The sequence below is a fragment of the Mesorhizobium sp. CA7 genome (assembly GCF_020165015.1).
Lineage (GTDB): Bacteria > Pseudomonadota > Alphaproteobacteria > Rhizobiales > Rhizobiaceae > Mesorhizobium.
On the sequence record NZ_JAIUHH010000004.1, the window covers coordinates 260,149 to 285,709 of the forward strand.

Genomic DNA, 25,561 nt, shown 5'->3' on the forward strand with positions numbered 1-25,561 from the left:
GCCCTACGAAGGCCCCCTCTCCGTCCGCTTCGCGGACACCTCTCCCCCGCTTTGCGGGGGCGAGGAACTCAAGTCTTCAATCCGGCCCGAACCCCGGACTGGTCGGGCTGCCGTCGTCGAGCTTGGAGAGCCACTCCACCAGCGTCGGCCTATATCGGGTCAGGCCCTTATAGGTGGCGAGCTCTTCCGGCAGGTCGCGGATGACGCGGTGCAGGCGGCGCGCCCATTTCGGCTGCGTGACCAGCTCGTCCATCTTGATCAGATAGCAACGGATCGGGAAGACGATGGCGTTGGAACGCGGCAGCCGCCAGAAGCTTTGCAATTCGACGCGCAGATGCACCTTGTCGCCGACATTCTCCGGCGTGACCGTGGCGCGGTCCGGGCCCCATTTGTGATAGTTCTCGGGGCTGGTGTCGAGGCGCGGATTGATGGTCATCGTCCAGTTGAGACGCCTTGCCGGCTTGCCCTGCTGGATGTTGGTCAGGAACTTCAGCGCGCGCGTGAAAATGCCCTTCTCATGTGCCAGCGGCACCGGCGCGTGCCATTCGAAGAAGTTCATGCCGATGTCGAAGTCGAGCGACCAGTCGGCCTGGGTGGTGACCATGCCGGCATCCATCCACAGATTGCCGTCGCGCTGGTCGAGGATACAGAAATCGCCCTGGCTCTGGCGGGTGATGTATTCCATCGGCCCGTAGGGCAGCGTCGAGGTGTCGCCGAAGGTGAAGGTGTCGTCGATGCCGAGCGGCCGGTTGATCCAGCGCCAGCGATCGCCGTTTCGCTCCAGTGTGAAGTGCTCGGGATAGCCGAGCGCCTGCTGCTCCATCAGAAGCTCGAGCAGGTCCCAGCCGGCAAGCGTCATATGCGGCAGCGACTGGCAGCGCAGTGGATCCTCGGCCAGCACCAGCGCGCGGTCCTGCATCTCGGCGACATAGTGCTCGTCGACGTCGATCAGGTTCTCGAGCACGCTGCCCTTCGGGCCGACCACATGCGGCTCGATGTTGACCGCGTACATGTAGGAGTCTTCGTTGAATGGGAAGGGAAAGCGCCGGATATGCTCCGGGCTGTTCCTGAAGGTGTAGTCGTCCCGAAACGTTTCCTTGCGAAAGGTGATGCCCATTGACGCCTCCTATCTTTCCAGGACCAGCGACTTGCCCTCGAAGCGCGAGACGCAAGGCATGATCTTGCAGCCGGAACGGTGGTCTTCCTCACTCAGCCAGTGATCATTGTGGATGAACTTGCCGTCGGAGGAGATCACATTGGTCTCGCACTGGCCGCAAACGCCGCCGCGGCAGAGATAAGGCGGGTCGACGCCGGCGGCTTCGATCGCCTCGAGCAGGCTCTGCTGCTCGCCGACGCGAATCGTCTTGCCGCTGACGGCCAAGGTCACGTCGAACGGCGCGCCGGGCTGCGGGGCCGCGAAATGCTCGAAATGCACGGTCTCCGGCGGCCATCCGAGGCTGGCTGCGCGATCGCGCACCCAGTTGATCATGCCGGCCGGGCCGCAGACATAGAGATGCGTGCCGAGCGGCTGCGAGGACAAGAGCCGATCGAGGTCGATGCGCTCCTCGCGGTCGTCGTGATAGAGCCTGACCCGGTTGCCATAGCGCTGCTGCAGCACATCGGCATAGGTGCCCAGCGAAGCGGTGCGGCAGGTGTAATGCAATTCGAAATTGCCGCCGGCGCCTGCCAGCTGCGACGTCTGCGCCATGAAAGGCGTGATGCCGATGCCGCCGGCCAGCATCAGGTGCTTCTTCGCCCGCAGATCCAGCGAGAACAGATTGACCGGATAGCTGATCACCATCTCGAGGCCGGGCTTGACCTGCCGGTGCATGAACAGCGAGCCGCCGCGGCCGGCATCGTCTCGGCGCACCGAGATCGTGTATTCGCGCGTGTCGAGCGGCGAGCCCATCAGCGAATAGGGATTGAGCCTGGTGCGGTCGCCGTCGCGCATCTCGACCACGACATGGGCACCGCCGGAAAAAGTCGGCAGCAGCTCGCCGTCGCGACGGCGGAAATGGAAGCGGGTGACGAGGTCGTTGACGGGAACGACGTCGCTGACAACGACGTCGAGCTTGGTGGTGCCGGTGCTCATGGGAAGGCCTCCTCGATCGGAGGAATCTCGGAGCGATCCTCGGCATTGATGCACACGCCCTGGAAGGCCGCGAGGCGCCGCGAATAGTGATCGCGCACCAGAAGCAGCAGGCCGCAATGCGAGCAGGTAGCCGGCTGCGTCGTTACATTCTCGGTGATGCCCTTGCAGTGCACGCATTGCATGCGCCGCGCCAGCGAGCCGCGATGCTCGGTCGCAATGGAGGTATGGTCGATGCCGGCTTCAAGCGCTACTTGCATTGCCTGGCCGATCAGGCCTTCGGTGCCGGCAAGATAAAGGCGCAGGCCCATATGGGCGTTGGTCAGCGTCTGCTTCAGCCGCGGCAACAGGCTGGCGAAAGACGGCGCGATGTGAAGTTGCATCGGCTTCAGCGCTTCGAGGGCGGCGATGTGCTTCCCCTCGGGCCCCGGAATGAAGACGATCTCGGCGCCGTCGAAGAAGCCAGGCGGCGCCTTGCCGGTCATGTCCGTTATCGCGAGCGCGCCTTCCGCATCGGCGATGAACAGATGATGCTTGCCTGGTTGCGGCGACAGCGTTCCGTAAATGGGCCGGCTGATGATCGTCTTGACTGCCATTCTTTCCTTCGTGCCCCGAAAGCCCTCCCGCTGATGATGCCTCAGCCTTTTGCCGTGCGCTTGGTCTTTTTGGGATCGTCGAACGGCAAGGGCTGCGCCGTTGCTTTGATCGAGCCGCTCCGATTGCGAATCTCAAGCTTGGTGTCCTTGACCGCGCAGTCGACATCGAGGCGCGCGATGCCCATCGATTTCTCGACCAGCGGCGAATACATGGCGCAGGTCACCACGCCGACTTGCCTGCCGTCGCGATAGACGGGCGCGCCCTCATCCGCCGGTTCCTTGCCGTCGAGCAGCACGCCATAGATCTTGAAGCGCTCCTTGCCCTTCAGCCGATAATGCTCCTCGGCGCCGCGGAAGCCGGTCTTGCCGGGGCTGACGGTGAAGTCGAGGCCGAGCTCCCACAGCGTGTCGCCGGGGCCTTCGTTCTCGAACGGATACTTTTGGGAATTGTCGTAAGGGTAGAAGAGCAGATAGCTCTCGACGCGCAGCATGTCGAGCGTGGTGAAGCGGCAGGGAATGATCCCGGCGCTCTTGCCCTCCTCGAGGATCCTGTCCCAGATCGTGCCGGCATCCTGGCCGCGACAGAAGATCTCGTAGCCGCGCTCGCCGGTGTAGCCGGTGCGCGAGATCATCACCGGAAAGCCGAAGAGCTGCGTCTGCATGTGATGAAAATAGTTGAGGTCGCGGATGCCCGGCACATGCTTGGCGAGATAGTCAACCGCGGTCGGGCCTTGCAGCGAAAGGTCGTGCAGATTGTCGTCGAAGCGCAGCGAGACATCGCGGCCCATCGCCGCCCGCTGCAGCTCCTCATGGCCGGTGCCCGAGCCGTGCACGACCATCCACGAGTTCGGGCTGATGCGGTAGAGGATGCAGTCGTCGGTGAATTTGCCGGCCTCGTTCAGCATGCAGGCATAGGCTGACTTGCCGGGATAGATCTTTTCGACGTCGCGCGTCGTGGCGAGGTCGATAAGATGCGAGGCGTGCGGCCCGGTGATGTGGACCTTCTTCAGGCCGGAGACGTCCATCAGCCCGGCCTTGGTGCGGATCGCGACATATTCCTCGTCGGCGTCCTTGTCGTAGGTCCAGGCGGTGCCCATGCCGCTCCAGTCCTCGAGTTTCGAGCCGAGCGCGCGATGGCGATCCGCCAGGGTCGAGAATCTCCAGGATGCCGTCATCCGATCGTCCTCCGTGCGATTTAAGTCGTTGCTGTTCCCTGCTCCTGCTTGGTGGCGGAGCTTGGTCGAATATTGATCGCAAACGGCGAAGCCCTGCAATCCCCCTGAAGCAAATAATTTCATTGTCAGGCAAATTTCTTGCCCGATGACAAACGGTTTACGATGCGTAAATCCGGCTTGACAATTTCGGGAATCGAGCGGAATTTATGAAAAAAATTTCACTCTGTTGAAAGAGTGGACGCCCGGTCTGTTGTGTGGCCGGACGTCGCCAGAAGGGGAAAACCGATGTCCGACATGCAGCAGCGCATCGAAGCGCTGTACCGTTCCGACGTGCGTGGGTCCGTGCTCCTGATCGTGTGCCTGTGGGCAACGATCCTCTTCGTCCTCCTGATGACATGGCCATACATTCCGCATAGCGGCATCAAGCTCGTGGTGGCGGTTGCAGCCGCCGCGGTGCTGATCTTCAACACCGCCGCGATCCTCGCCATGCTCAACCACTACAAGGAAGACAAGGACTTCATCTACGGGCTCGACATCAAGAACGCCGACGCCGCCCGCAACCGCCAATCGTGAAGGAGAAACCATGGCTCGCTATACCCCGCCGGAGCAGAGCAAGGCCGGACAGATCCTCGACATCGCGGTCGTGGTGGTCGCAATCTTCGTGGCGCTCTGGCTGCCGCTGAAACTCGGCTTTGCCGGGGCGGCGAAGTCGATCGACCCGCTCGATGCCAAGACCTGGGACGCGCTCGGCCAGAACGCGACCATGGCCTCGATCTGGGAGAAGCTGGGCTACACGCCGGAGACGGCGCACGACATCATCCAGAACCGCTTCCACTACATCATCGACTGGCCGACGCTGATCATCATGGCGATCGTGCTGATCGCGTATTTCGTCTTCCTGTTCCGCGCCTCCGATAAGGAATATCGCGAGGTCATCAACGAGAAGTTCGACGACAAATAGACTTCGACGACAAAGAGACTTTGACGACAAGAGACCGGGGAAAACATCATGTGGATGGGACTGTCTTACGTTTGCTGGGGCATCTCGGTCGTGCTTGCGGCGTGGATGCTCTACGACTGGTTCAAGGTCGATACGACCTATTCCGAGGAGACTTTGACGTCTTCCCGTGAAGGCGAGCTTGAAGCCGTTTCCGAAAAACACCGGATCTGAGTGGAGACTGACATGACGGCTGCGGTTGAAACGGCACAAACGACGACAATCCACGGCGACAGGGTCTCGCTGCTTCGGGTGCTCGGCCCGGCGCATGTGTGGGCGCTGGGCGTCGGCATCGTGCTGGTCGGCGAGTTCACCGGCTGGAATTTCTCCGCCGACAAGGGAGGCGCGCTCGCCGCGCTGATCGTCTGCTGGGTCGTCGGACTGCTCTACACTTCGGTCGCCATGATCGATTCGGAGGTGACGTCCACCGTCGCCGCCGCCGGCGGCCAATATGCGCAGGCCAAGCATATCGTCGGGCCGCTGATGGCCTTCAACGTCGCGCTGTTCCTGGTGTTCGCCTACACCATGCTGGAAGTGTCGGACGCGATCCTGCTCGGCGACACGATCGTCGCCAAGGCCGGCGTCGAGGGGCTGACGCACAACTCCTTCATCGCCGCCACCATCGTCGTGCTCGCCTGGCTCAACTATCGCGGCGTGCTGATGACGCTCAACGTCAACTTCGTCATCACCGCGATCGCCTATGTCTCGATCGTCATCCTGTTCTTCTCCGTCAGCCCGTGGACGCAAGGCGCGGTGCTGAAGCTCAACGAGCTGGTCACCCCCGCCAATGCGCTGCCCTATGGCTGGATCGGCGTCATTGCCGCCTTCCAGTTCGGCATCTGGTATTATCTCGGCATCGAGGGCACGACCCAGGCGGCCGAGGAAGTGCGCTCGCCGGCGCGCTCGCTGCCTTACGGCACCATGGCCGGCATGATCACGCTGTTGATCGCCGCGGCGATGACCTGGTATGTCTGCGCCTCGCTGATGCCCTGGGAATATCTCGGCATCACCTACTATCCGCTGTGGGACGCCGGCAAACTGACGGGCAGCCCGCTGCTGGAGAACCTGCTCTTCATCGCGACGCTGCTGGCCGCGCTCGCGTCGGCCAATGGCTGCATCAACGACGCGGCGCGCGCTTGGTTCTCGCTCGGCCGCGACCGCTACCTGCCGAGCTGGTTCTCGGCAGTGCATCCGAAGTATCGCACGCCCTATCGCTCGATCCTGTTCCTGCTGCCGATCGCGCTGGCCTTCGCCTTCATCGCCGACCTCAACCAGGCGATCACCTTCTCGATCCTGTCGGGCGTGCTGCAATACACCTTCATGAGCATCAACATCATGATGTTCCGCAAGAAGTGGCCGCTGGGTTCGATCCGCCGCGGCTACACGCACCCCTTCCACCCACTGCCGGCGATCGTGCTCTTCTGCCTGTGCATGGTGACTTTCTTCGCCATCTTCCTCGGCTTCGGCTCGCAGCTGATCGCGATGACCGTCTTCTATTTCCTGATCTCGCTATGGTTCCACTTCTACCGCTACAAGTTCGTGCGGCGCGGCGACCAGTTCTCCATGCCGTGGCCGAAGCCGCAGGGTTATTGAGTGGAGTAAGGGCCCGCCGTTCGATGGCGGGCCGTGGCGTATCGAAATGTCTGAGCTGACGTCAGTATTGCTTACTGGGGCGATCGCACTGGGCGTCGCCGCTCATATTGTCTGGCTGGCGCGCGCCAGCCGCAACAGGGGGAAGGCGGCTTTTGCCGCCGATATGGCGAGCATCCGCAGCGTCGTTGCGGAGGCCGCCGACATTTCCGACGGCACGGCCGGTGTCGTCACCTGGGCCGGTTCCTGGAACGGTCAGCGCGTTCAGCTGCGCACCATCGTCGACACGCTGGCGACGCGAAAGCTGCCGACGCGTTGGCTCAGCGTTTCGATCACCGAGCCGGTCGCTGTGCCGGGCACGTTCGACATGATGATGCGGCCGAATTCGGCGACGACATTCTCCAATTTCGACCATCTGCCGCACACGCTGCCGAAAGTGCTCGGCCTTCCCGCCGACGCGGTGCTCAGGACGGACCGCAGAGGCGTCGCCTTCCCGCAGGATCTGATCGCCGCGCATACAGACATCTTTGCCGAAAGCCGCGCCAAGGAATTGCTGATAACGCCGAAGGGCGTGCGCATCGTCTGGCTGCTGGCCGAGGCCGAGCGCGCTCGCTACGGTGTGTTCCGGCAGGCGGCGTTCGGCGATGCCGGGATCGATCCGGCCTTGATCGAACGGCTGCTCGAGGCAGCCTCGACGCTTCGCCAAGCCATCAACCGGCGCGAAAGGCGGGCCGCATGAGCGACGAAGCCGCCACCCCTGCTCCCGCGAATCCCTATCTCGTGCTCGGCGCCGCGATCGTCTTGCCGGCAAGCGGCCATGTCATGCTCGGCGTGCCGGCGCGCGGGCTGCAATTCCTGTTCTTCATGGTGATCCTTGGCTGGATAACCACCAAGCTGGCGCCGGTCGACGCCGGCTTCATCGGCCGCCATGCCGGGGGTTTCCTGATCTATGCCCTCTCGATCCTCGACGCCTACAGGATCGCGCGCATCCGCCATGCGATCTGGGTTCACAATGCGCGTCCGGGCGGCGATAGTGCCGAAGGCAATGCGCCGTCTAATATGTAATCACAGGAAAATTTTTTTCATACCAATTGAATTCGGCTTACTCATTGGGTACATCATCTGAGAGCCAAAAAACGTTGGAGGCTGGCATGTGCGGAATCGTCGGACTTTTCTTGAAAGACAAGGCGCTGGAGCCGAAGCTCGGCGCCATGCTGTCGGAGATGCTGGTGTCGCTCAGCGACCGCGGCCCGGACAGTGCCGGCATCGCCATCTATGGCGCAGCCACCGGCAATGAAGCCAAGATCACCGTGCAGTCGCCGAAGCCCGATCGCGATTTCCGCGGCCTCGACGCCGAGCTCGCCAAGGCGATCAGCGCGCCGGTCAGCGTCGCGGTCAAGTCCACGCATGCGGTGATCCGGACCACGCCGGACAAGGTCGACGCCGCGCGCGAGGCGCTGCAGACGCTCCGGCCCAACATCCGCATCATGGGCGCCGGCGAGGCGGTGGAGATCTACAAGGAAGTCGGCCTGCCCGAAGCGGTCGTCGACCGTTTCGACGTGCGCGCGATGACCGGCACGCATGGCATCGGCCACACCCGCATGGCAACGGAATCGGCGGTGACGACGATGGGCGCGCATCCTTTCTCGACCGGCGCCGACCAGTGCCTGGTGCATAACGGCTCGCTCTCCAACCACAACAATGTGCGGCGCGAGCTGATCCGCGACGGCATGACCTTCGAGACCGAGAACGACACCGAGGTGGCAGCTGCCTATCTCTCCAACCGGATGGCGCATGGCAAGAATCTCGGCGAGGCGCTGGAAGGCACGCTCTCCGACCTCGACGGCTTCTTCACCTTCGTCGTCGGCACCAAGAACGGCTTCGGCGTGGTGCGCGATCCGATCGCCTGCAAGCCGGCCGTGATGGCCGAGACCGACCAGTATGTCGCCTTCGGCTCCGAATATCGTGCGCTGACCAAGCTTCCCGGCATCGACAATGCGCGGGTCTGGGAGCCCGAGCCCGCAACCGTTTATTTCTGGGAGCATTGAGCTCATGCCGGCAACCCCAATGTCGAAGGCCGAGCGCGAGCCAGGCCATGCCCACAGTCAGGCATCACGCGTCTTTGACCTGTCCGTGCATTCGCTGCGCGAGTTGAACCAGGCGCTGCACCAGCTCACGCCCGGCTCGAACGAGACCGCCTGGGAAGTGCTCAACCCGAAGGGCAGCCATTCGGTGGCGGTCGGCGTCGATCAGCCCGTCAGCATCGATGTGCGCGGCAGCGTCGGCTATTACTGCGCCGGCATGAATGATGGGGCCGCGATCACCGTGCATGGCTCGGCCGGCCCCGGCGTCGGCGAGAACATGATGTCGGGCTCGATCGTCATCAAGGGCGATGCCAGTCAGTATGCCGGCGCCACCGGCCGCGGCGGCTTGCTGGTCATCGAAGGCAATGCCTCGTCGCGCTGCGGCATTTCGATGAAAGGCATCGACATCGTCGTGCACGGCAATATCGGCCACATGTCGGCCTTCATGGCGCAGTCCGGCAACCTCGTGGTGCTGGGCGACGCCGGCGACGCGCTGGGCGATTCCATCTACGAGGCGCGGCTCTTCGTGCGCGGCAAGGTGGAGAGCCTCGGCGCCGACTGCATCGCCAAGGAGATGCGGTCCGAGCATATCGAATTGCTGCAGGCCCTGCTCGACAAGGCCGGCGTGACCGGCGTCAAGGCGTCGGAGTTCAAGCGCTACGGCTCGGCCCGCAAACTCTACAATTTCAACATCGATAACGCCGACGCGTATTGAGGCAAGATGACCTACCGCAACCCGCCGACGACGCCGCGCAAATCCGCGACCTTCGACGATTACACGCTTTCCGAAATCCGCCGCGCGGCCGCGACCGGCATCTATGACATCCGCGGCGCCGGCGCCAAGCGCAAGCTGCCGCATTTCGACGACCTGCTGTTCCTCGGCGCCTCGATCTCGCGCTATCCGCTCGAAGGCTATCGCGAGCGCTGCGACACCTCGGTGGTGCTCGGCTCGCGCCACGCCAGGAAGCCGATCGAGCTGAAGATCCCGATCACAATCGCCGGCATGAGTTTTGGATCGCTCTCCGGCCCGGCCAAGGAGGCGCTCGGACGCGGCGCCACGCTTTCCGGCACCTCGACCACCACCGGTGACGGCGGCATGACCGAGGAAGAACGCGGGCATTCCAAGACGCTGGTCTACCAGTACCTGCCCTCGCGCTACGGCATGAACCCGCGCGACCTGCGCCGCGCCGACGCCATCGAAGTGGTCGTCGGCCAGGGCGCCAAGCCGGGCGGCGGCGGCATGCTGCTCGGACAGAAGATCTCCGACCGCGTCGCCGAGATGCGCACGCTGCCCAAGGGCATCGACCAGCGCTCGGCTTCGCGCCATCCCGACTGGACCGGACCGGACGATCTCGAGATCAAGATCCTCGAGCTGCGCGAGATCACCGACTGGGAAAAGCCGATCTACGTCAAGGTCGGCGGCGCGCGGCCCTATTACGACACCGCGCTCGCGGTGAAGGCGGGCGCCGATGTCGTCGTGGTCGACGGCATGCAGGGTGGCACCGCTGCCACCCAGGAAGTGTTCATCGAGAATGTCGGCCAGCCGACGCTTGCCTGCATCAGGCCGGCGGTGCAGGCGCTGCAGGACCTCGGCATGCACCGCAAGGTGCAGCTCATCGTTTCCGGCGGCATCCGCAACGGCGCCGATGTCGCCAAGGCGCTGGCGCTCGGCGTCGACGCGGTGTCGATCGGCACGGCAGCACTTGTCGCGCTCGGCGACAACGATCCACGCTGGGAGGCGGACTACAACGCGCTCAGCACCACGGCCGGCGCCTATGACGACTGGCACGAAGGCCGCGACCCGGCCGGTATCACCACCCAGGACCCCGAATTGATGAAGCGGGTCGACCCGATCGCGGCCGGACGGCGCCTGGCGAACTACCTCAAGGTGATGACGCTGGAAGCCCAGACCATCGCACGCGCCTGCGGCAAGAACAGCCTGCACAATCTCGAGCCCGAGGATCTCGTCGCGCTCTCGATCGAAGCCGCCGCCATGGCCGGCGTGCCTTTGGCCGGCACCAACTGGATACCCGGCAAGAACGGCTTCTAGGACAAACTTCCAGAGACACGTAAGCGAGGAACTACATAATGGGGAACGATCTCGCCGCATTCGCCAAGGAGAACGGCGTCAAATATTTCATGATCTCCTACACCGACCTGTTCAGCGGGCAGCGCGCCAAGCTGGTGCCGGCGCAGGCGATCGCCGACATGCAGAAGGACGGTGCAGGATTTGCCGGCTTCGCCACATGGCTCGACCTGACGCCGGCGCATCCCGACATGCTGGCCGTGCCGGACCCCGATTCGGTCATCCAATTGCCGTGGAAGAAGGACGTCGCCTGGGTAGCCGCCAACTGCATCATGGACGACAAGGAGGTGAACCAGGCGCCGCGCAACACGCTGAAGCGGCTGATCGACGAAGCCGCCCGCGACGGCATGCATGTCAAGACCGGCGTCGAGGCCGAGTTCTTCCTGATCTCGCCCGATGGCAAGGCGATCTCCGACGAATACGATACAGCCTCGAAACCCTGCTACGACCAGCAGGCTGTGATGCGGCGCTACGACGTCATCGCCGAGATCTGCGATCATATGCTGGCGTTGGGCTGGGGCCCGTACCAGAACGACCATGAGGACGCCAACGGCCAGTTCGAGATGAACTGGACCTTCGATCACGCGCTGGCGACCGCCGACAAGCACTCCTTCTTCAAGTTCATGGTCAAGTCGATCGCCGAAAAGCATGGCCTGCGCGCGACGTTCATGCCCAAGCCCTTCCAGGGCCTGACCGGCAATGGCTGCCATGCGCATATCTCGGTGTGGGACGAGACCGGCAAGACCAATGTCTTTGCCGACAATTCGGAAGAGCTCGGCCTGTCCGCCAAGGGCAGGAACTTCCTCGGCGGCATCATGAAGCATGCCTCGGCGCTTGCCGCGATCACCAACCCGACGGTGAATTCCTACAAGCGCATCAACGCGCCGCGTACCATTTCGGGCGCGACCTGGGCGCCGAACACGGTGACCTGGACCGGCAACAACCGCACCCACATGGTGCGCGTGCCCGGGCCCGGCCGCTTCGAATTGCGCCTGCCGGACGGTGCCGCCAACCCGTATTTGCTGCAGGCCGTCATCATCGCCGCCGGCCTCGACGGTATCCGCTCGAAGGCCGACCCCGGCAAGCGCTACGACATCGACATGTACCAGCTCGGCCACACGGTGACGGATGCGCCGAAACTGCCGCTCAACCTGCTCGACGCGCTGCGCGAGTTCGATAGGGACAAATCGCTCAAGGCGGCGCTGGGTGAGGAATTCTCGTCGGCATATCTAAAGCTGAAGCAGCAGGAATGGAATTCCTATGCTTCCCACTTCACGCAGTGGGAGCGCGACCACACGCTGGATATCTGACCGTCCTGTAGTGGAGCATGATGTCGTCCGAAAACCGCTTCACACTTTTCGGCATCATGCTCTAGCGGTGCGAGCGACCTCGGAATGAACTGATGAAATATTCGATCTTCTCGCTCGCCCGCGCCGCCCTTTCCGGCCACAAGAACTGGCAGCCGACCTGGCGCGATGCTGCGCCCAAGGACCGCTATGACGTGATCATCATCGGCGGCGGCGGCCACGGTCTCGCCACCGCCTGGTTTCTCGCCAGCGAGTTCGGTATCCGCAATGTCGCGGTGCTGGAAAAAGGGTGGATCGGCTCCGGCAATGCCGGCCGCAACACCACCATCATCCGCTCCAATTACGGCCTTCCCGGCAACACCGGCTTCTACGAATTGTCGATGAAGCTGTGGGAGCGGATGGAGCAGGACCTCAACTATAACGCGATGGTCAGCCAGCGCGGCGTGCTCAACCTCTATCACTCCGACGCGCAGCGCGATGCTTTCGCCCGGCGCGGCAACACCATGCGCATCAACGGCATCGATGCGGAACTGCTCGACCAGGCGGCGCTGCGCAAAATGCTGCCGTTCCTGAATTTCGACAATGCGCGTTTCCCCGTGCAAGGCGGACTGCTGCAGCGGCGCGGCGGCACGGCGCGGCATGACGCCGTGGTGTGGGGCTACGCGCATGCGGCGAGCGAACTCGGCGTCGACATCATCCAGAATTGCGAGGTTACCGGCTTCACGCGCGACGCCAACGGCAAGGTGACCGGCGTCGAGACATCGCGCGGCAAGATCGGCGCCGGCAAGGTCGGCATGGCAGTGGCCGGCTCCTCGTCACGGGTCGCGGCTATGGCAGGTCTTCGCCTGCCGATCGAAAGCCATGTGCTGCAGGCCTTCGTCTCCGAAGCGATCAAGCCGCTGATCCCCGGGGTCATGACCTTCGGCGCTGGACACTTCTATGTCAGCCAGTCGGACAAGGGCGGCCTGGTCTTCGGCGGCGATATCGACGGCTACAATTCCTATGCCCAGCGCGGCAATCTGCCGGTCGTGGAGGATGTCTGCGAGGGCGGTATGGCGCTGATCCCGATGATCGGCCGCGTGCGGCTTTTGCGCCAGTGGGGTGGCATCATGGACATGTCGATGGACGGCTCGCCGATCATCGACAAGAGCCCGGTCGACGGCCTCTACATCAACGCCGGCTGGTGCTATGGCGGCTTCAAGGCGACGCCCGGCTCGGGCTTCGTCTTCGCCCACCTCATCGCCCGCGATCAATCGCACAAGGAAGCCGCGCTTTTCCGCCTCGACCGCTTCCAGCGCGGCGCCATGATCGACGAGAAGGGCCAGGGCGCCCAACCGAACCTCCATTAGGGATAGCGCATGATGTTCTCCAAAAACCGCTTCACACTTTTTGGCATCATGCATTGAAGACCCAGTCATGCGCATAGTCTGTCCCTTCTGCGGCGAACGCGAACTCGGCGAGTTCACCTATCTCGGCGACGCCAAGCCACAACGGCCGGCGGCCGATGCCGGCGAGGACGCGGTCTACGACTACGTCTATCTGCGCGACAACATTGCCGGCCCGATGAGCGAGCACTGGTACCATGGCGGCGGCTGCCGGGCCTGGCTGAAGGTCACGCGCAACACGCTGACGCATGAGATTTCGGCCGTCGAGCCGGCGGCGGGCGCAGGCGCCGCCAAGGTTGGTGCGTGATGCGCGGCGATCAGGCAAACCGGCTGAACAATGGCGGTCTCATCGACCGCTCGACCGCGCTCAACTTCCGCTTCGACGGCAAGACCCTCTTCGGCTTCAAGGGCGACACGCTGGCTTCCGCGCTGGTCGCCAATGGCGTCAAGCTCGTCGGCCGCTCGTTCAAATATCATCGCCCGCGCGGTATCCTGACGGCTGGCTCCGAAGAGCCCAACGCGCTGGTCGAATTGCGCAGCGGCGCAAGGCGCGAGCCGAACACCAAGGCGACGACCGCCGAGCTCTATGAAGGGCTCGAAGCCGCCAGCCAAAACCGCTGGCCGTCGCTCAATTTCGACGTCATGTCGGTCAACCAGCTGTTCGCGCCGATCTTCGTCGCCGGTTTCTACTACAAGACCTTCATGTGGCCGGCCAAGTTCTGGGAAGCGATTTATGAGCCTGCGATCCGGCGCGCCGCGGGCCTTGGCCGCGCTGCCCAGGTTTCCGATCCCGACCATTATGACAAGGCCTGGGCGCATTGCGATGTGGTGATCGCGGGTTCCGGCCCGGCAGGTCTGGCGGCGGCTCTTGCCGCCGCGCGCTGCGGCGCGCGCGTCATCCTGTGCGAGGAGGATTTCGTCCTCGGCGGGCGCCTGTTCGCCGATGGCGGCATGATCGACGGATTGCCGGCCGCCGAATGGGTTGCGCGCGCGGTTGCCGAGCTTTCGGCGATGCCCGATGTGCGCATCATGACGCGCACGACTTTGTTCGGTGTCTATGACGGCGGCACCTATGGCGCGATCGAGCGTGTCAACGACCACCTGCCGGTGCCGCCCGAGCATCAGGTGCGCCAGCGGCTATGGCGGATCGTGGCCAAGCGCTGCGTCGTCGCGGCCGGCGCGATCGAACGCCCGATCGTCTTTGCCGGCAACGACACGCCGGGCGTGATGATGGCATCGGCCATGCGCAGCTACATCAACCGCTACGCGGCCACGCCGGCGAGACGCATCGCGCTATTCACCAACAATGAGGATGGCTGGCGCACAGCGGAAACGGCAATCGCGTCGGGTCTTCAAGTGGCCGCCGTGATCGACGCGCGGCCGGACATTTCGCCGGCCCATCGTTCGCTTGCGAGCAAAGGCGGCTTTCCGGTGCTGCACGGCGCTGTCGCCGGCATCGACGGCGGCAAGGGCGGCGTGCGCAAGATTTCCGTCTCGCTGACCGGTGGCGCCCGCGCCGAGGTCGAGGCCGACGGGCTTGCCGTCTCGGGCGGCTGGAACCCGGCGGTCGGCCTCACCTCCTACCATCGCGGTCGGCCGAAATGGCGCGACGACATTGCCGCCTTCGTGCCGGATGGCGCGCCGCCCGGCATGGTGGCAGCGGGCGCGGCCAACGGCACGTTCGGACTTGGCGCCTGCCTGCGCGAGGGGTTCGAAGCCGGCGCTGCCGCGGCCCGCGACGCCGGACGCAGCGGCAATATCGGATCGATGCCGGTCGCCGACGACGAGGCCTTTTCGATCACACCGCTCTGGCATGTCGCCGGCAAGGGCAAGGCCTTCGTCGACCAGCAGCATGACGTCACCGCTTCCGATGTCGAGCTGGCGCAGCGCGAGGGTTTTCAATCGGTCGAGCATCTGAAGCGCTACACGACGCTCGGCATGGCGACCGACCAGGGCAAGACCTCGAATGTCGCCGGCCTCGCCATCATGGCGGCGGTCAGCGGCAAGTCGATCCCGGAGACGGGCACGACGATCTACCGGCCGCCTTATGTGCCGGTCGCCATCGGCGCCTTCGCCGGCCATCACCGCGACGAGAATTTCCATGCGACCCGGCTAACGCCGTCGCATCACTGGGCGGCCGAACAGGGCGCTATCTTCGTTGACACCGGCCTGTGGAAGCGCGCGCAGTGGTACCCGCGCGCGGGCGAGAAGGACTGGCTGGAATCGGTCACCCGCGAGGTCAAGGCGGTGCGCAGCGGCGTCGGCTTCTGCGATGTCTCGACGCTCGGCAAGATCGACGTGCACGGGCCTGATGCCGGAGCCTTCCTTGACCGCGTCTACATCAATGCCTTCTCCAGCCTCGCCGTCGGCAAGGCTCGCTACGGGCTGATGCTGCGCGAGGACGGCATCGTCTATGACGACGGCACGACCTCGCGGCTGGCCGAGGATCATTACTTCCTCACCACCACGACGGCCAAAGCTGGACTGGTGATGCAGCACCTGGAATTCTGCCGCCAGGTTCTGTTCCCTGAGCTCGACGTGCAGCTGACTTCCGTTTCGGATCAGTGGGCGCAGTTCTCGATCGCCGGACCTAAGACCCGCGATCTCTTGAAAGAGATCGTCGATCCGGCCGAGGACCTGTCGAACGAAGGTTTTCCGTTCATGGGCGCGCGCGAGGTCAAGCTGCGCGGCGGCCTGAAGGCAAGGCTGTTCCGCATCTCCTTCTCCGGCGAGATGGCGTTCGAGATTTCGGTGCCGGCGCGCTACGGCGAGGCGATGGCGCGCAATCTGATGATTGCCGGCAAGCCGTTCGGCATCACGCCTTACGGCACCGAAGCGCTTGGCGTCATGCGCATCGAAAAAGGTCATGTCGCCGGGCCGGAACTCAACGGCACCACCACGGCGGGCGATCTCGGCCTCGGCAAGATGATGTCGACCAAGAAGGATTTCATCGGACGCGTCATGGCCGGCCGCGAGGCGCTCGTCGCGCCGAACCGGCAGGTGGTCGTCGGCATCAAGCCGACCGACAAGGCGCGCCGCCTGCGCTCCGGCGCGCACATCATTCCAAAGGGCGAGACCCCCGGCCCCAACAACGACCAGGGCTATGTCACCTCGGTCTGTTTCTCGCCGGTGCTCGACCAGTGGATCGGTCTCGGCCTCGTCGAGCGCGGCCGCGAGCGCATCGGCGAGATCGTGCGCGCGCATGATCCGCTGCGCGGCGAGGACTACGATGTCGAGCTCTGCAATTCCGTCTTCTACGATCCGGATGGAGGGCGCCAGCGTGGCTGAGTTTTCCTGGGACGTCCGCAGCCCGCTCGACCGCGCGCTGATTGCCGGCCCCTATGGCGCGCAAGGCGACGCCGGCGTGGCGCTGACAGAGATCCGCAATTTCGATCTCGTCCAGGTGATGGCGCGGCGCGGCAAGGCCGGCGAGATGGTGAAGGCCGCGCAGGCGCGCTTCGGCATGGCGGCGCCGGAAACGCCAAAGGCGGTCGATACTGCCGACGCGACGCTGATCTGGTCGGGACCGGACCAATTCCTGATGCTGTCCAGAGGCGGCAAGCATACGATCGAGGCGCTTGCGCCGGCCTTCGTCGGTTCGGCCTCGCTTTCCGACCAATCGCATGCGCGGGTGCTGATCAGCGTCTCCGGCGACAAGGCGCGCACGATGCTCGCCAAGCTGTCTTCGATCGACCTGCACCCCGATGTTTTCGGCGTGGGCGCGGCGGTCGCGACGTCGATGGATCACACCAGTGTCACGCTGTGGCGCGGCAAGGATCTGGCGGATGGACAGGCGGTGTTCAACCTGCTGGTGTTCGCGACCTTCGCCGAGAGCCTGTGGCACACGATCTTGGACTCGGCTGCGGAATATGGCGTGACGATCGGCCATTCCGAGGAACTGGCGTAGCGGTGTGCAGGCTCCCCTTCTCCCCTTGTGGGAGAAGGTGGATCGGCGCGGAAGCGCCGAGACGGATGAGGGGTGTTCCAGCGGAGTAAGACGCTGGTTTCCCTGGAGCACCCCTCATCCGGCCGCTTCGCGGCCACCTTCTCCCGCAAGGGGAGAAGGGAGAGCCGGTGCTTGCCAAACGCATTCCCCCTGCTATTCTCTCGGCGAAAATAATTTTACACACAGGCAAACTTGTTTCTCGCTCGGAGGAGGGTTTTAGATGAGCCAGTCGCCCTACCCCGCCGTCCTGTCCGGGCCGCCCAAGCCGAGCCTGATCCTTAGGCCTGGCCAGATCAGCCTGCCGCCGGGGATGGAGCGCTATACCGTCCAGGGCAATGGCGCGGCGCTGATCGACGTCGAGGCCGGCGACAGCGTCAGCGTGAGCAATGTCGAAGGCGGCCAGCCTTGCGAGCTGCTGGCCTGGGACAAATCAGGCGCGACGGATCCCGGCATTTTCGGCGAACGGTCGAACAGCAACGCCGCGGGCATCAAGGCGCTGCTTGCTGAGGGCGACGACAGCCTCTCGGCGCTGCGTCTCAGCCTTGAGCGCCGCAACGTGCAACTCGACCAGCCGAAGGCCGTGCGCGTTTTCGGCGGCGCCACGCCGGCCGGCACCGAGCAGAGCTTTGCCATCCAGCGCGACGGCGCGCTGCTGATCGCAGCTCCCGGCGGGCCGATGCTGGTCGACGGTCACAACACGGCGACGCCGCTCACCGTGATCGTGCGACGAGCGACGATCCGGCTGAAGACTAGAGGCCAGCTTGCCGATCCGCTCGCCGATCCGCTGCTCGATCTCAGGGTGCATTCGGCGACCGCCGAATCCTATTTCGTCAAGGCCGGCGACTATCTGCAGATCATCGATGTCGACGGCCGGCAGTGCACCGACTTCCAGTGCTTTTCGGCGCGCAAGCTGGACAAGGGCCGCGACCTGCCGCTCGACGTGACGACGACCCGCACGCTCATGGGTTCGGCCTATCCGATGCCCGGCTTGCATTCGAAATATTACGACCAGGACATGGAGCCGCTGGTGGAGGTCGTGCAGGACACGTGTGGCCGGCACGACGCCTTCGCGCTCGCCTGCGCCGCCAAATATTACGACGACATCGGCTATCCCGGACACACCAACTGCTCGGAGAATTTCAACAAGGCGCTGTCGGACAAGGGCGTGACGCCCCGCGCCGGCTGGATGGCGATCAATTTCTTCTTCAACACGGCGATCGACGCGCATGGCGTGATGGTGTCGGACGAGCCGTGGTCGCGGCCGGGCGACTATGTGCTCTTGCGCGCCCTTACCGACATCGTCTGCGTCTCCTCGGCCTGCCCGGACGACACCACGCCCGCCAATGGCTGGGACCTCACCGACATCCATGTGCGCGCCTATTCAGGCCAGCACAAATTCTCGCGAGCGATCGCCAGACGCATGAAGCCCGACTCGGAACCGAAGATGACCCGCGAGACAGCCTTTCATTCGAGCTTTGCCAAGCACACGCGCGACTTCGTCGAATATCGCGGCTATTGGCTCGCCAATTCCTTCGCTAAGGAAGGCCCCATCGCCGAATACTGGGCCTGCCGGCAGGCCGCGGTGATCATGGACCTGTCGCCGCTGCGCAAGTTCGAGGTCACCGGTCCGGATGCCGAAGCGCTGCTGCAATACACGCTGACCCGCGACGTCAAGAAGCTCGGCGTCGGCCAGGTCGTCTATACCGCGATGTGTTACGAGCATGGCGGCATGATCGACGACGGGACGTTGCTCAGGCTCGGCAAGGATAATTTTCGCTGGGTCGGCGGCGACGATCTTTCCGGCGAATGGCTGCGCGAGACCGCGAAAAAACTCGGCCTCAACGTGCTGGTGCGCTCCTCCACCGACCAGATGCACAACATCGCCGTCCAAGGGCCGAAGAGCCGCGACATATTGAAGGAAGTGGTCTGGACCTCGCCCGTGCAGCCATCGATCGGCGAGCTCGAATGGTTCCGCTTCGCCGTCGCGCGCATTTGCGGCGGCAATGGCGTGCCCGTCGTCGTCTCACGCACCGGCTACACCGGCGAACTCGGTTACGAAATCTGGTGCCATCCGCGCGACGCCGAAAAAGTGTTCGACGCCGTCTGGGAGGCCGGCCAGCCGCACGGGCTGAAGCCGATGGGCCTGCAGGCGCTCGATATGGTGCGCATCGAGGCGGGACTGATCTTCGCCGGTTACGAATTCTCCGACCAGACCGATCCGTTCGAGGCCGGCATTGGCTCCACCGTGCCACTCAAGACCAAGGCCGACGACTTCATCGGCCGCGACGCGCTGATCCGGCGCAAGGAGCATCCGCAGCACAAGCTCGTCGGTCTCGACATCGATGCCAATGTCGCCGTCGGCCACGGCGACTGCGTCCATGTCGGCCGCGCCCAGATCGGCGTCGTCACCTCCGGCATGCGCTCGCCGGTGCTCGGCAAGACCATCGCGCTGGCACGGCTCGACGTCACTCACGCCGAGATCGGCACGGAGGTCGAGATCGGCAAGCTCGACGGCCACGCCAAGCGGCTGCCGGCGCGGGTTGTCGCCTTCGCCCATTACGATCCGCAGAAGACCAAGCCGCGTTCCTGATAGCGGCAACTCTTGCCTTCTTCCGTTGTGGGAGTAGGTGGCCGAGCGAAGTTCGGTCGGATGAGGGGTATTCCAGAAGACACCAGCCGCTCACTTCGCTGGAACACCCCTCATCCGTCTCGGCGCTACGCGCCGATCCACTCCCACAAAGGGGAGAAGGAAAGAGCATGTTTCGCAAGCGCGATGTGCATGACATCCACAAAACGCTTGACGCGAAAGCGCGTCGGATCAATCTTCACTCTTAAGAAAAAAATACGACTGAGTGGAAACACGACAGGCCGACGTCGATTTGCCGGGGAGCAAGCTTCGCAAGAGTCGAAGCATCGCTGGCGGGGAACAACAAAAAGGGGAAGACACAAGATATGAGCACGATAAGCACGGCCCTCGAGCAGCCTGCAGAAAGCAAGCTGCTCAGGCATATCGACTGGCGTGGCGCCTTCTGGGTGGCAAGCGGCGTTCCAGCGCTGGTCCTGTTCTCGATCGGCGGCATTGCCGGCACGACCGGAACACTGGCCTTCCTGATCTGGACGGTATCCATGATCATGGGTTTCCTGCAATCCTTCACCTATGCCGAGATCGCCGGCCTGTTCCCGAACAAATCCGGCGGTGCCTCCATCTACGGCGCCACGGCATGGCTGCGCTATTCCAAGTTCATCGCGCCGCTATCCGTGTGGTGCAACTGGTTCGCCTGGTCGCCGGTGCTGTCGCTCGGCTGCTCGATCGCCGCCGCCTACATCCTCAACGCGCTGGCGCCGATCCCGGCCTTCACCGAGACATCGCCGGAAGTCGTCGCCTACATCGCTGCGCATGCCGGGACGGCGCCTGCCGACGCCATCGCCGCGGTGGCGGCTGCCGCCACGCCCGCGATCCGCACCTGGTCGCTGTTCAGCCATACGCTGGGTCCAGTGTCCTTCACCTTCAACGCCACCTTCTTCATTGGCGCGGTGCTGATGCTGATCATCTTCGCGATCCAGCATCGCGGCATCCTCGGCACGGCCAATGTGCAGAAATATATCGGCCTTCTGGTGATCATCCCGATGCTGATCGTCGGCGTCGTGCCGATCTTCACCGGCCAGATCGACTGGGCGAACTTCTCGCCGCTGGTGCCGCTGGCGGCCGCCTACGCGCCCGACCCGGGTTCGTGGAACATCGCCGGCTGGACGCTGGTGCTGGGCGGCATGTTCATCGCGGCATGGTCGACCTACGGCTTCGAGACGGCCGTCTGCTACACGTCGGAGTTCAAGAACCCCGGCACCGACACGTTCAAGGCGATCTTCTATTCCGGCCTGCTCTGCATGCTGCTGTTCATCCTGGTGCCCTTCACCTTCCAGGGCGTGCTCGGCCTGAACGGCATGCTGGCGACGCCGATCGTCGACGGCTCGGGCGTCGCCGACGCGCTGGCCGGCATGGTCGGCGGCGGCAAGATCATCCACAGCCTGCTGGTCATGCTGATGATCCTGGCCCTGGTGCTCTGCATCATGACGGCGATGGCCGGCTCCTCGCGCACGCTCTACCAGGGTTCGGTCGACGGCTGGCTGCCGCGCTATCTCAGCCACGTCAACGAGCATGGCGCGCCGACGCGGGCGATGTGGACCGACCTCTGCTTCAACCTGATCGTGCTGGCCATCGCCTCGGCCGACGCGACGAGCTTCTTCTTCATCCTCGCGGTGTCGAATTGCGGCTACATCATTTTCAACTTCCTCAACCTCAACGCGGGCTGGATCCATCGCATCGACAATGGCCACATCAACCGCCCCTGGAAGGCGCCGACCTGGCTGCTCGGCATCGGCGCTATCTTCGCCTATGTGAACGCCATTTTCATGGGCGCCGGCGCCAAGGTATGGAACCCGATGGCGCTGTGGGCCGGCCTGATCACCGCTGCCTTGATCATCCCGGTGTTCTGCTTCCGCCACTACGTCCAGGACAAGGGCAAGTTCCCCGAACACATGCTGGCAGACCTCGGCATGGCGGGGGCCGACCTCTCGGTAAAGAAAGCGGGCATGCTGCCTTACCTGACACTGATTGCCGGCGTGGTGGTGATGCTGATCGCCAACTGGGTGTTCGTCATCTGACGCGGCAGCCTTGAAAACAGACGGGCGCGCCTCGGCGCGCCCGTTCTTTTTTGCCGATCGCCCCGTCCCGGGATCAGCCGGCCTTTCGGACCGCCTCGCTTACAAAGAGCCGATTTTCTGGACGCTTCAGGCCGAGATTCTCGCGCAGCCTCGAACCTTTATGGCGTTGCTGAGAAAGAATTCTGTTTTGCGGAAGCCTTGCCGCAGCGCATTTTTCCGCCCCGCGGATCTTGACGCGGGTCATCCGCCACCGGCTTTCGCCGATGACGGATGATCCAAGGTTGCCACCTTTTATTCCGCAGCCAAGGCCAGCTGCGGTCTTTCGATGCCTTCGACGTTCTCCGGCTCGGGCGCCTGCTCGTCGGTCTTGGCCTTCTTCGGCGCGCGGCCGAAGAACAGGGCGTAGCCGGCCGGCAGCACCAGGATGGTGAGCACGGTGGCGACGAGGATGCCGCCCATCATGGCGTAGGCCAGCGGCCCCCAGAAGACGCCGCGCGAGATCGGGATCAGCGCCAGGACCGCGGTCAGCGCCGTCAGCATGATCGGCCGGAAGCGGCGCACGGCTGCACCCACGATCGCTTCCGATCGCTCCATGCCGGCGGCGATATCTTGGTCTATCTGATCGACCAGGATGATCGAGTTGCGCATGATGATGCCGAGCAGCGCGATGACGCCGAGGATGGCGACGAAGCCGAACGGCGCGCCGCTGATCAGCAGCGCCGCTGCGGCGCCGATGATGCCGAGCGGTCCCGTGGCCAGCACCAGCATCGACTTGCCGAAATGCTGCAGCTGGACCATCAGCAGCACGACGATGACGGCGAGCATGATCGGCGCCTTGGCGGCGATCGAGGCCTGGCTTTCGGCCGAGTCCTCGGCGCCGCCCTGGATCTCGACGTTGTAGCCGGGCGCAAGACCGGCGCGCAGATCCTTCATGTCGTTGTACATCTTGGTGACGACGTCGTTAGACTGCACGCCGTCCGGCAGCGTGGCGCGCACGCTGATCGTCGGCAGGCGGTCGCGCCGCCATTCGACGCCCTGCTCCATCACCGGCACGACCTTGGCCACTTGCGAGAGCGGCACCGAGCCGCCGAAGTCGGTCGGGATATAGACCGAGTCGACCGAAGAGAGCAGGTGACGGGTCGCCTCCGGCTCGCGGGCGACGATCGAGACGGTCTCCTCGCCGTCGCGGAAGTCGTCTAGCGGCGCGCCGGACATGGTGGCCTGCAGCATCTGGCGGATGCGCTGCGAGGTGACTCCGAGGGCTCGGGCACGATCCTGGTCGATCACCAGCTTCATCGCCGGCACCGGTTCCAGCCAGTCGTCGTGGATGGCGCCGAGCAGCGGATTGGCCTGGAATCTCGCCTTCACCTCATCGGCGATACGGCGCACCTCCTTGCGGTCCGGGCCCATGACGCGCATCTGCACCGGCCAGCCGGTCGGCGGACCGAGGAAGAGGCGGTCGACCTTGCCGCGGATCGAGGGGAAGTCCTGCGCCAGGATCTTGCGCATCTTGACGATCAGCCGCTCGCGCGCCGGCTCGTCCTTGGCCATGACCAGCAGCTGGGCGAAGTTCGGGTTGCGCAGCTGCTGGTCGAGCGGCAGGAAGAAGCGCGGCGCGCCTTCGCCGATATAGGTGGCGATGAAGCGCTTGTCCGGATCGTCCGCCATCTTGCCTTCAAACGACTTGGCCTGGTTTTCGACATCCTTGATCGAGGTGCCTTCCGGCAGCCACAGGTCGACCAGGATTTCCGGGCGCGAGGATTGCGGAAAGAAGTTCTGCGGGATGAACTGGAAGGCCCACAGGCTGGTGGCAAAAGTAACCAGCGTCATCACCAAAACGATGATGCGGTGGCGCACGGCCCAGGTGACCGTTGCGCGCAGCCGGCGATAGAAGCCGGTATCGAAGACATCGTGATGAGTGCCCGCATGCTTGCGCTGCTTGAGGATCATGTAGCCCAGCCACGGCGTGAAATAGACGGCGACGAACCACGACACGACCAGCGCGATGCCGACGACGTAGAACAGCGTGCGCACATATTCGCCGGCGGTGGAGGCGGCGAAGCCGACCGGGATGAAGCCGGCCGTGGTGATCAGCGTGCCGGTCAGCATCGGGAAAGCGGTCGAGGTGTAGGCGAAGCTCGCCGCCTCGATCTTGACCAGTCCCTCCTCCAGCTTTCGCTCCATCATCTCGACGACGATCATGGCGTCGTCGACCAAAAGGCCGAGCGCAATGATGAGCGCGCCGAGCGAAATGCGCTGCAGGTCGATGCCGATCTCGTACATGATGGCGAAGGTGGCGGCCAAGACGAGCGGGATGGCGATGGCGATCACCAGGCCCGAGCGCCAACCGATCGACAGCAGCGAGACTGCAAGCACGATCAGCAACGCCTCGCCGAGTGCCTCCATGAACTCGCTCACCGCGTCCTTGACGACCTGAGGCTGGTCGGAGATCTGATCGACCGACACGCCGTAGGGCAGCCCTGCCTCGAAACGCTGATAGGTCGCCTCGACATCCTTGCCGACATCCCTGACGTTAAAACCCTTGGCCATGACGACGCCGAGCTGGACGCTCTGATGGCCGTTGAAGAGGTATTTGTTGTCGTAAGGATCCTGGAGGCCGGAAGAGACGGTGGCGATGTCGCCGAGGCGCGTCACCTGGTTGCCCGAGCGCAGCCTGAGCTCGCGGATATCGGCGGCATTGGTAACGTCGCCCTCGACCGAGATGCGCACCGAGCGCAGGCCGGTGTCGACCGAGCCCGCCGGATCGACGGCGTTCTGCCCTTTCACGGCGTTTTGCAGGTCAAGGATGGTCAGGCCGCGCTCGGCCAACGCCTTGGACGAGACATCGATATAAATCTTCTCAGGCTGGTCGCCGATGATGACGGCCTTCTCGACGCCCGGTGTCGTCAACAGCATGTCGCGCGCCTGGATGGCGAACTTCTTCAGCTCCGGATAGGTGAAGCCGTCGCCGCTGATCGAATGCAGCGTGATGAAGGTGTCGCCGAACTCGTCGTTAAAATAGGGGCCTAGCAGGCCCTGGGGCAATTCACTGGAGATGTCGCCGACCTTCTTGCGCACCTGGTAGAAGGCGTCCTTCACTTCCTCGGTGTTGGTGTCGCCCTTGACCTGCAAGGTGATGATGGCGCTGCCGGCGCGGGTGTAGGAACGGACGAAATCGAGATGCGGCGTTTCCTGCAGCTTGCGCTCGATCTTGTTGACGACCTGATCCTCCATGTCCTGGATCGAGGCGCCGGGCCAGACCGCCTGCACCACCATGACGCGGAAGGTGAAGTCGGGGTCTTCCTTCTGGCCCATGCGCATCAGGCCGAGCGCGCCGGCAAGGATGATCAGCCCGAACAGGAAGCGCGCGATGCTCGGATGTCCGATCGCCCAACGCGAAAGATTGAAGGGCCGCTTTTCAGTGCTGCTGTCGCTGGTGGTCATGGCACACGTCCAGTCCAATTGATCGGCAAGGCACGCCCGCTTGGCATGCCGCTTCCAGTTCGGTGGGCTTCCGGGCGGCGAGACCCTCAAGCGGAGAGAGCTCGCAAATCGCGCTCGACGCGGCACTGCTGCGGGGGAGCCAACATGCCGGCATCTCACGATCGGGCGTTCGCCGCCCGGAACCCATGCTTTCCCCGGCT

At 64.0% G+C, this 25,561-nt stretch carries 21 protein-coding genes; 16 read left to right on the plus strand and 5 right to left on the minus strand.

Annotated elements, in window-relative coordinates; genetic code table 11:
- Positions 1-76 precede the first annotated feature (76 nt).
- The 4 genes from LB552_RS11325 to LB552_RS11340 are packed head-to-tail and all read right to left on the minus strand — an operon-like array spanning position 77 to position 3,860.
- Complete coding sequence (locus LB552_RS11325; protein WP_224605407.1) at positions 77-1,117, minus strand: heme-dependent oxidative N-demethylase family protein; 1,041 nt, start codon at positions 1,115-1,117, stop codon at positions 77-79.
- 9 nt (positions 1,118-1,126) lie between these two features.
- Positions 1,127-2,092, minus strand: coding sequence for a PDR/VanB family oxidoreductase (locus LB552_RS11330; RefSeq protein WP_224515839.1), 966 nt, complete (start codon positions 2,090-2,092; stop codon positions 1,127-1,129).
- A complete protein-coding gene (locus tag LB552_RS11335) occupies positions 2,089-2,685 on the minus strand; it encodes a dimethylamine monooxygenase subunit DmmA family protein (protein ID WP_140844223.1) in 597 nt (198 codons plus the stop codon). The genes LB552_RS11330 and LB552_RS11335 overlap by 4 nt, the downstream gene beginning before the upstream one ends.
- A 41-nt stretch (positions 2,686-2,726) precedes the next feature.
- A complete protein-coding gene (locus tag LB552_RS11340; RefSeq protein ID WP_224526625.1) occupies positions 2,727-3,860 on the minus strand; it encodes an aminomethyltransferase family protein in 1,134 nt (377 codons plus the stop codon).
- A gap of 285 nt (positions 3,861-4,145) precedes the next feature.
- Here LB552_RS11340 and LB552_RS11345 point away from each other — a divergent pair, with 285 nt between their 5' ends.
- The 16 genes from LB552_RS11345 (at position 4,146) to LB552_RS11420 (ending at position 21,917) form a co-directional block, all read left to right on the plus strand.
- Complete coding sequence (locus LB552_RS11345; RefSeq protein WP_095768768.1) at positions 4,146-4,433, plus strand: hypothetical protein; 288 nt, start codon at positions 4,146-4,148, stop codon at positions 4,431-4,433.
- 10 nt (positions 4,434-4,443) lie between these two features.
- Positions 4,444-4,821 carry a hypothetical protein gene (locus tag LB552_RS11350; protein ID WP_095768769.1) on the plus strand — a complete coding sequence of 126 codons (378 nt, stop codon included), beginning with the start codon at positions 4,444-4,446 and terminating at the stop codon, positions 4,819-4,821.
- Between the two features lie 48 nt (positions 4,822-4,869).
- On the plus strand, positions 4,870-5,031 hold the full coding sequence (locus LB552_RS11355) for a hypothetical protein (protein ID WP_095768770.1): 162 nt from the start codon (positions 4,870-4,872) through the stop codon (positions 5,029-5,031).
- A 12-nt stretch (positions 5,032-5,043) separates the two neighbouring features.
- On the plus strand, positions 5,044-6,450 hold the full coding sequence (locus LB552_RS11360) for an APC family permease (RefSeq protein WP_140693763.1): 1,407 nt from the start codon (positions 5,044-5,046) through the stop codon (positions 6,448-6,450).
- Between the two features lie 46 nt (positions 6,451-6,496).
- Entirely contained in the window at positions 6,497-7,186 is a 690-nt protein-coding gene (locus tag LB552_RS11365) for a hypothetical protein (RefSeq protein WP_224605409.1), read from the plus strand.
- The gene (locus LB552_RS11370) at positions 7,183-7,512 is read left to right on the plus strand and encodes a hypothetical protein (RefSeq protein ID WP_224601199.1); all 330 of its coding nucleotides are present in this window, start codon (positions 7,183-7,185) and stop codon (positions 7,510-7,512) included. The genes LB552_RS11365 and LB552_RS11370 overlap by 4 nt, the downstream gene beginning before the upstream one ends.
- A gap of 86 nt (positions 7,513-7,598) precedes the next feature.
- The gene (locus tag LB552_RS11375; RefSeq protein WP_224605411.1) at positions 7,599-8,495 is read left to right on the plus strand and encodes a class II glutamine amidotransferase; all 897 of its coding nucleotides are present in this window, start codon (positions 7,599-7,601) and stop codon (positions 8,493-8,495) included.
- Between the two features lie 4 nt (positions 8,496-8,499).
- A complete protein-coding gene (locus LB552_RS11380) occupies positions 8,500-9,246 on the plus strand; it encodes a GXGXG domain-containing protein (protein WP_224605413.1) in 747 nt (248 codons plus the stop codon).
- Between the two features lie 6 nt (positions 9,247-9,252).
- Complete coding sequence (locus tag LB552_RS11385; protein WP_224605416.1) at positions 9,253-10,581, plus strand: FMN-binding glutamate synthase family protein; 1,329 nt, start codon at positions 9,253-9,255, stop codon at positions 10,579-10,581.
- 38 nt (positions 10,582-10,619) lie between these two features.
- Entirely contained in the window at positions 10,620-11,927 is a 1,308-nt protein-coding gene (glnT, locus tag LB552_RS11390) for a type III glutamate--ammonia ligase (RefSeq protein WP_224605418.1), read from the plus strand.
- Positions 11,928-12,019: 92 nt separating this feature from the next.
- Positions 12,020-13,273: a sarcosine oxidase subunit beta family protein gene (locus LB552_RS11395; protein ID WP_095768777.1), complete on the plus strand. Its 1,254-nt coding sequence runs from the start codon at positions 12,020-12,022 to the stop codon at positions 13,271-13,273.
- Positions 13,274-13,340: 67 nt separating this feature from the next.
- Entirely contained in the window at positions 13,341-13,616 is a 276-nt protein-coding gene (locus LB552_RS11400) for a sarcosine oxidase subunit delta (protein ID WP_140544196.1), read from the plus strand.
- Positions 13,616-16,597 carry a sarcosine oxidase subunit alpha gene (locus LB552_RS11405; protein WP_224605421.1) on the plus strand — a complete coding sequence of 994 codons (2,982 nt, stop codon included), beginning with the start codon at positions 13,616-13,618 and terminating at the stop codon, positions 16,595-16,597. Before LB552_RS11400 ends, LB552_RS11405 begins: the two co-directional genes overlap by 1 nt.
- The gene (locus LB552_RS11410) at positions 16,590-17,216 is read left to right on the plus strand and encodes a sarcosine oxidase subunit gamma (RefSeq protein ID WP_224605422.1); all 627 of its coding nucleotides are present in this window, start codon (positions 16,590-16,592) and stop codon (positions 17,214-17,216) included. The genes LB552_RS11405 and LB552_RS11410 overlap by 8 nt, the downstream gene beginning before the upstream one ends.
- Positions 17,217-17,475: 259 nt before the next feature.
- Positions 17,476-19,845 (plus strand): DUF1989 domain-containing protein, encoded by a 2,370-nt coding sequence (locus tag LB552_RS11415; RefSeq protein ID WP_224605424.1) that lies wholly within the window; start codon positions 17,476-17,478, stop codon positions 19,843-19,845.
- 362 nt (positions 19,846-20,207) lie between these two features.
- Entirely contained in the window at positions 20,208-21,917 is a 1,710-nt protein-coding gene (locus LB552_RS11420) for an APC family permease (protein WP_224605426.1), read from the plus strand.
- A gap of 291 nt (positions 21,918-22,208) precedes the next feature.
- On the opposite strand, the gene LB552_RS11425 is transcribed toward LB552_RS11420, so the two are convergent.
- The gene (locus tag LB552_RS11425) at positions 22,209-25,361 is read right to left on the minus strand and encodes an efflux RND transporter permease subunit (RefSeq protein WP_224605428.1); all 3,153 of its coding nucleotides are present in this window, start codon (positions 25,359-25,361) and stop codon (positions 22,209-22,211) included.
- Positions 25,362-25,561 lie beyond the last annotated feature (200 nt).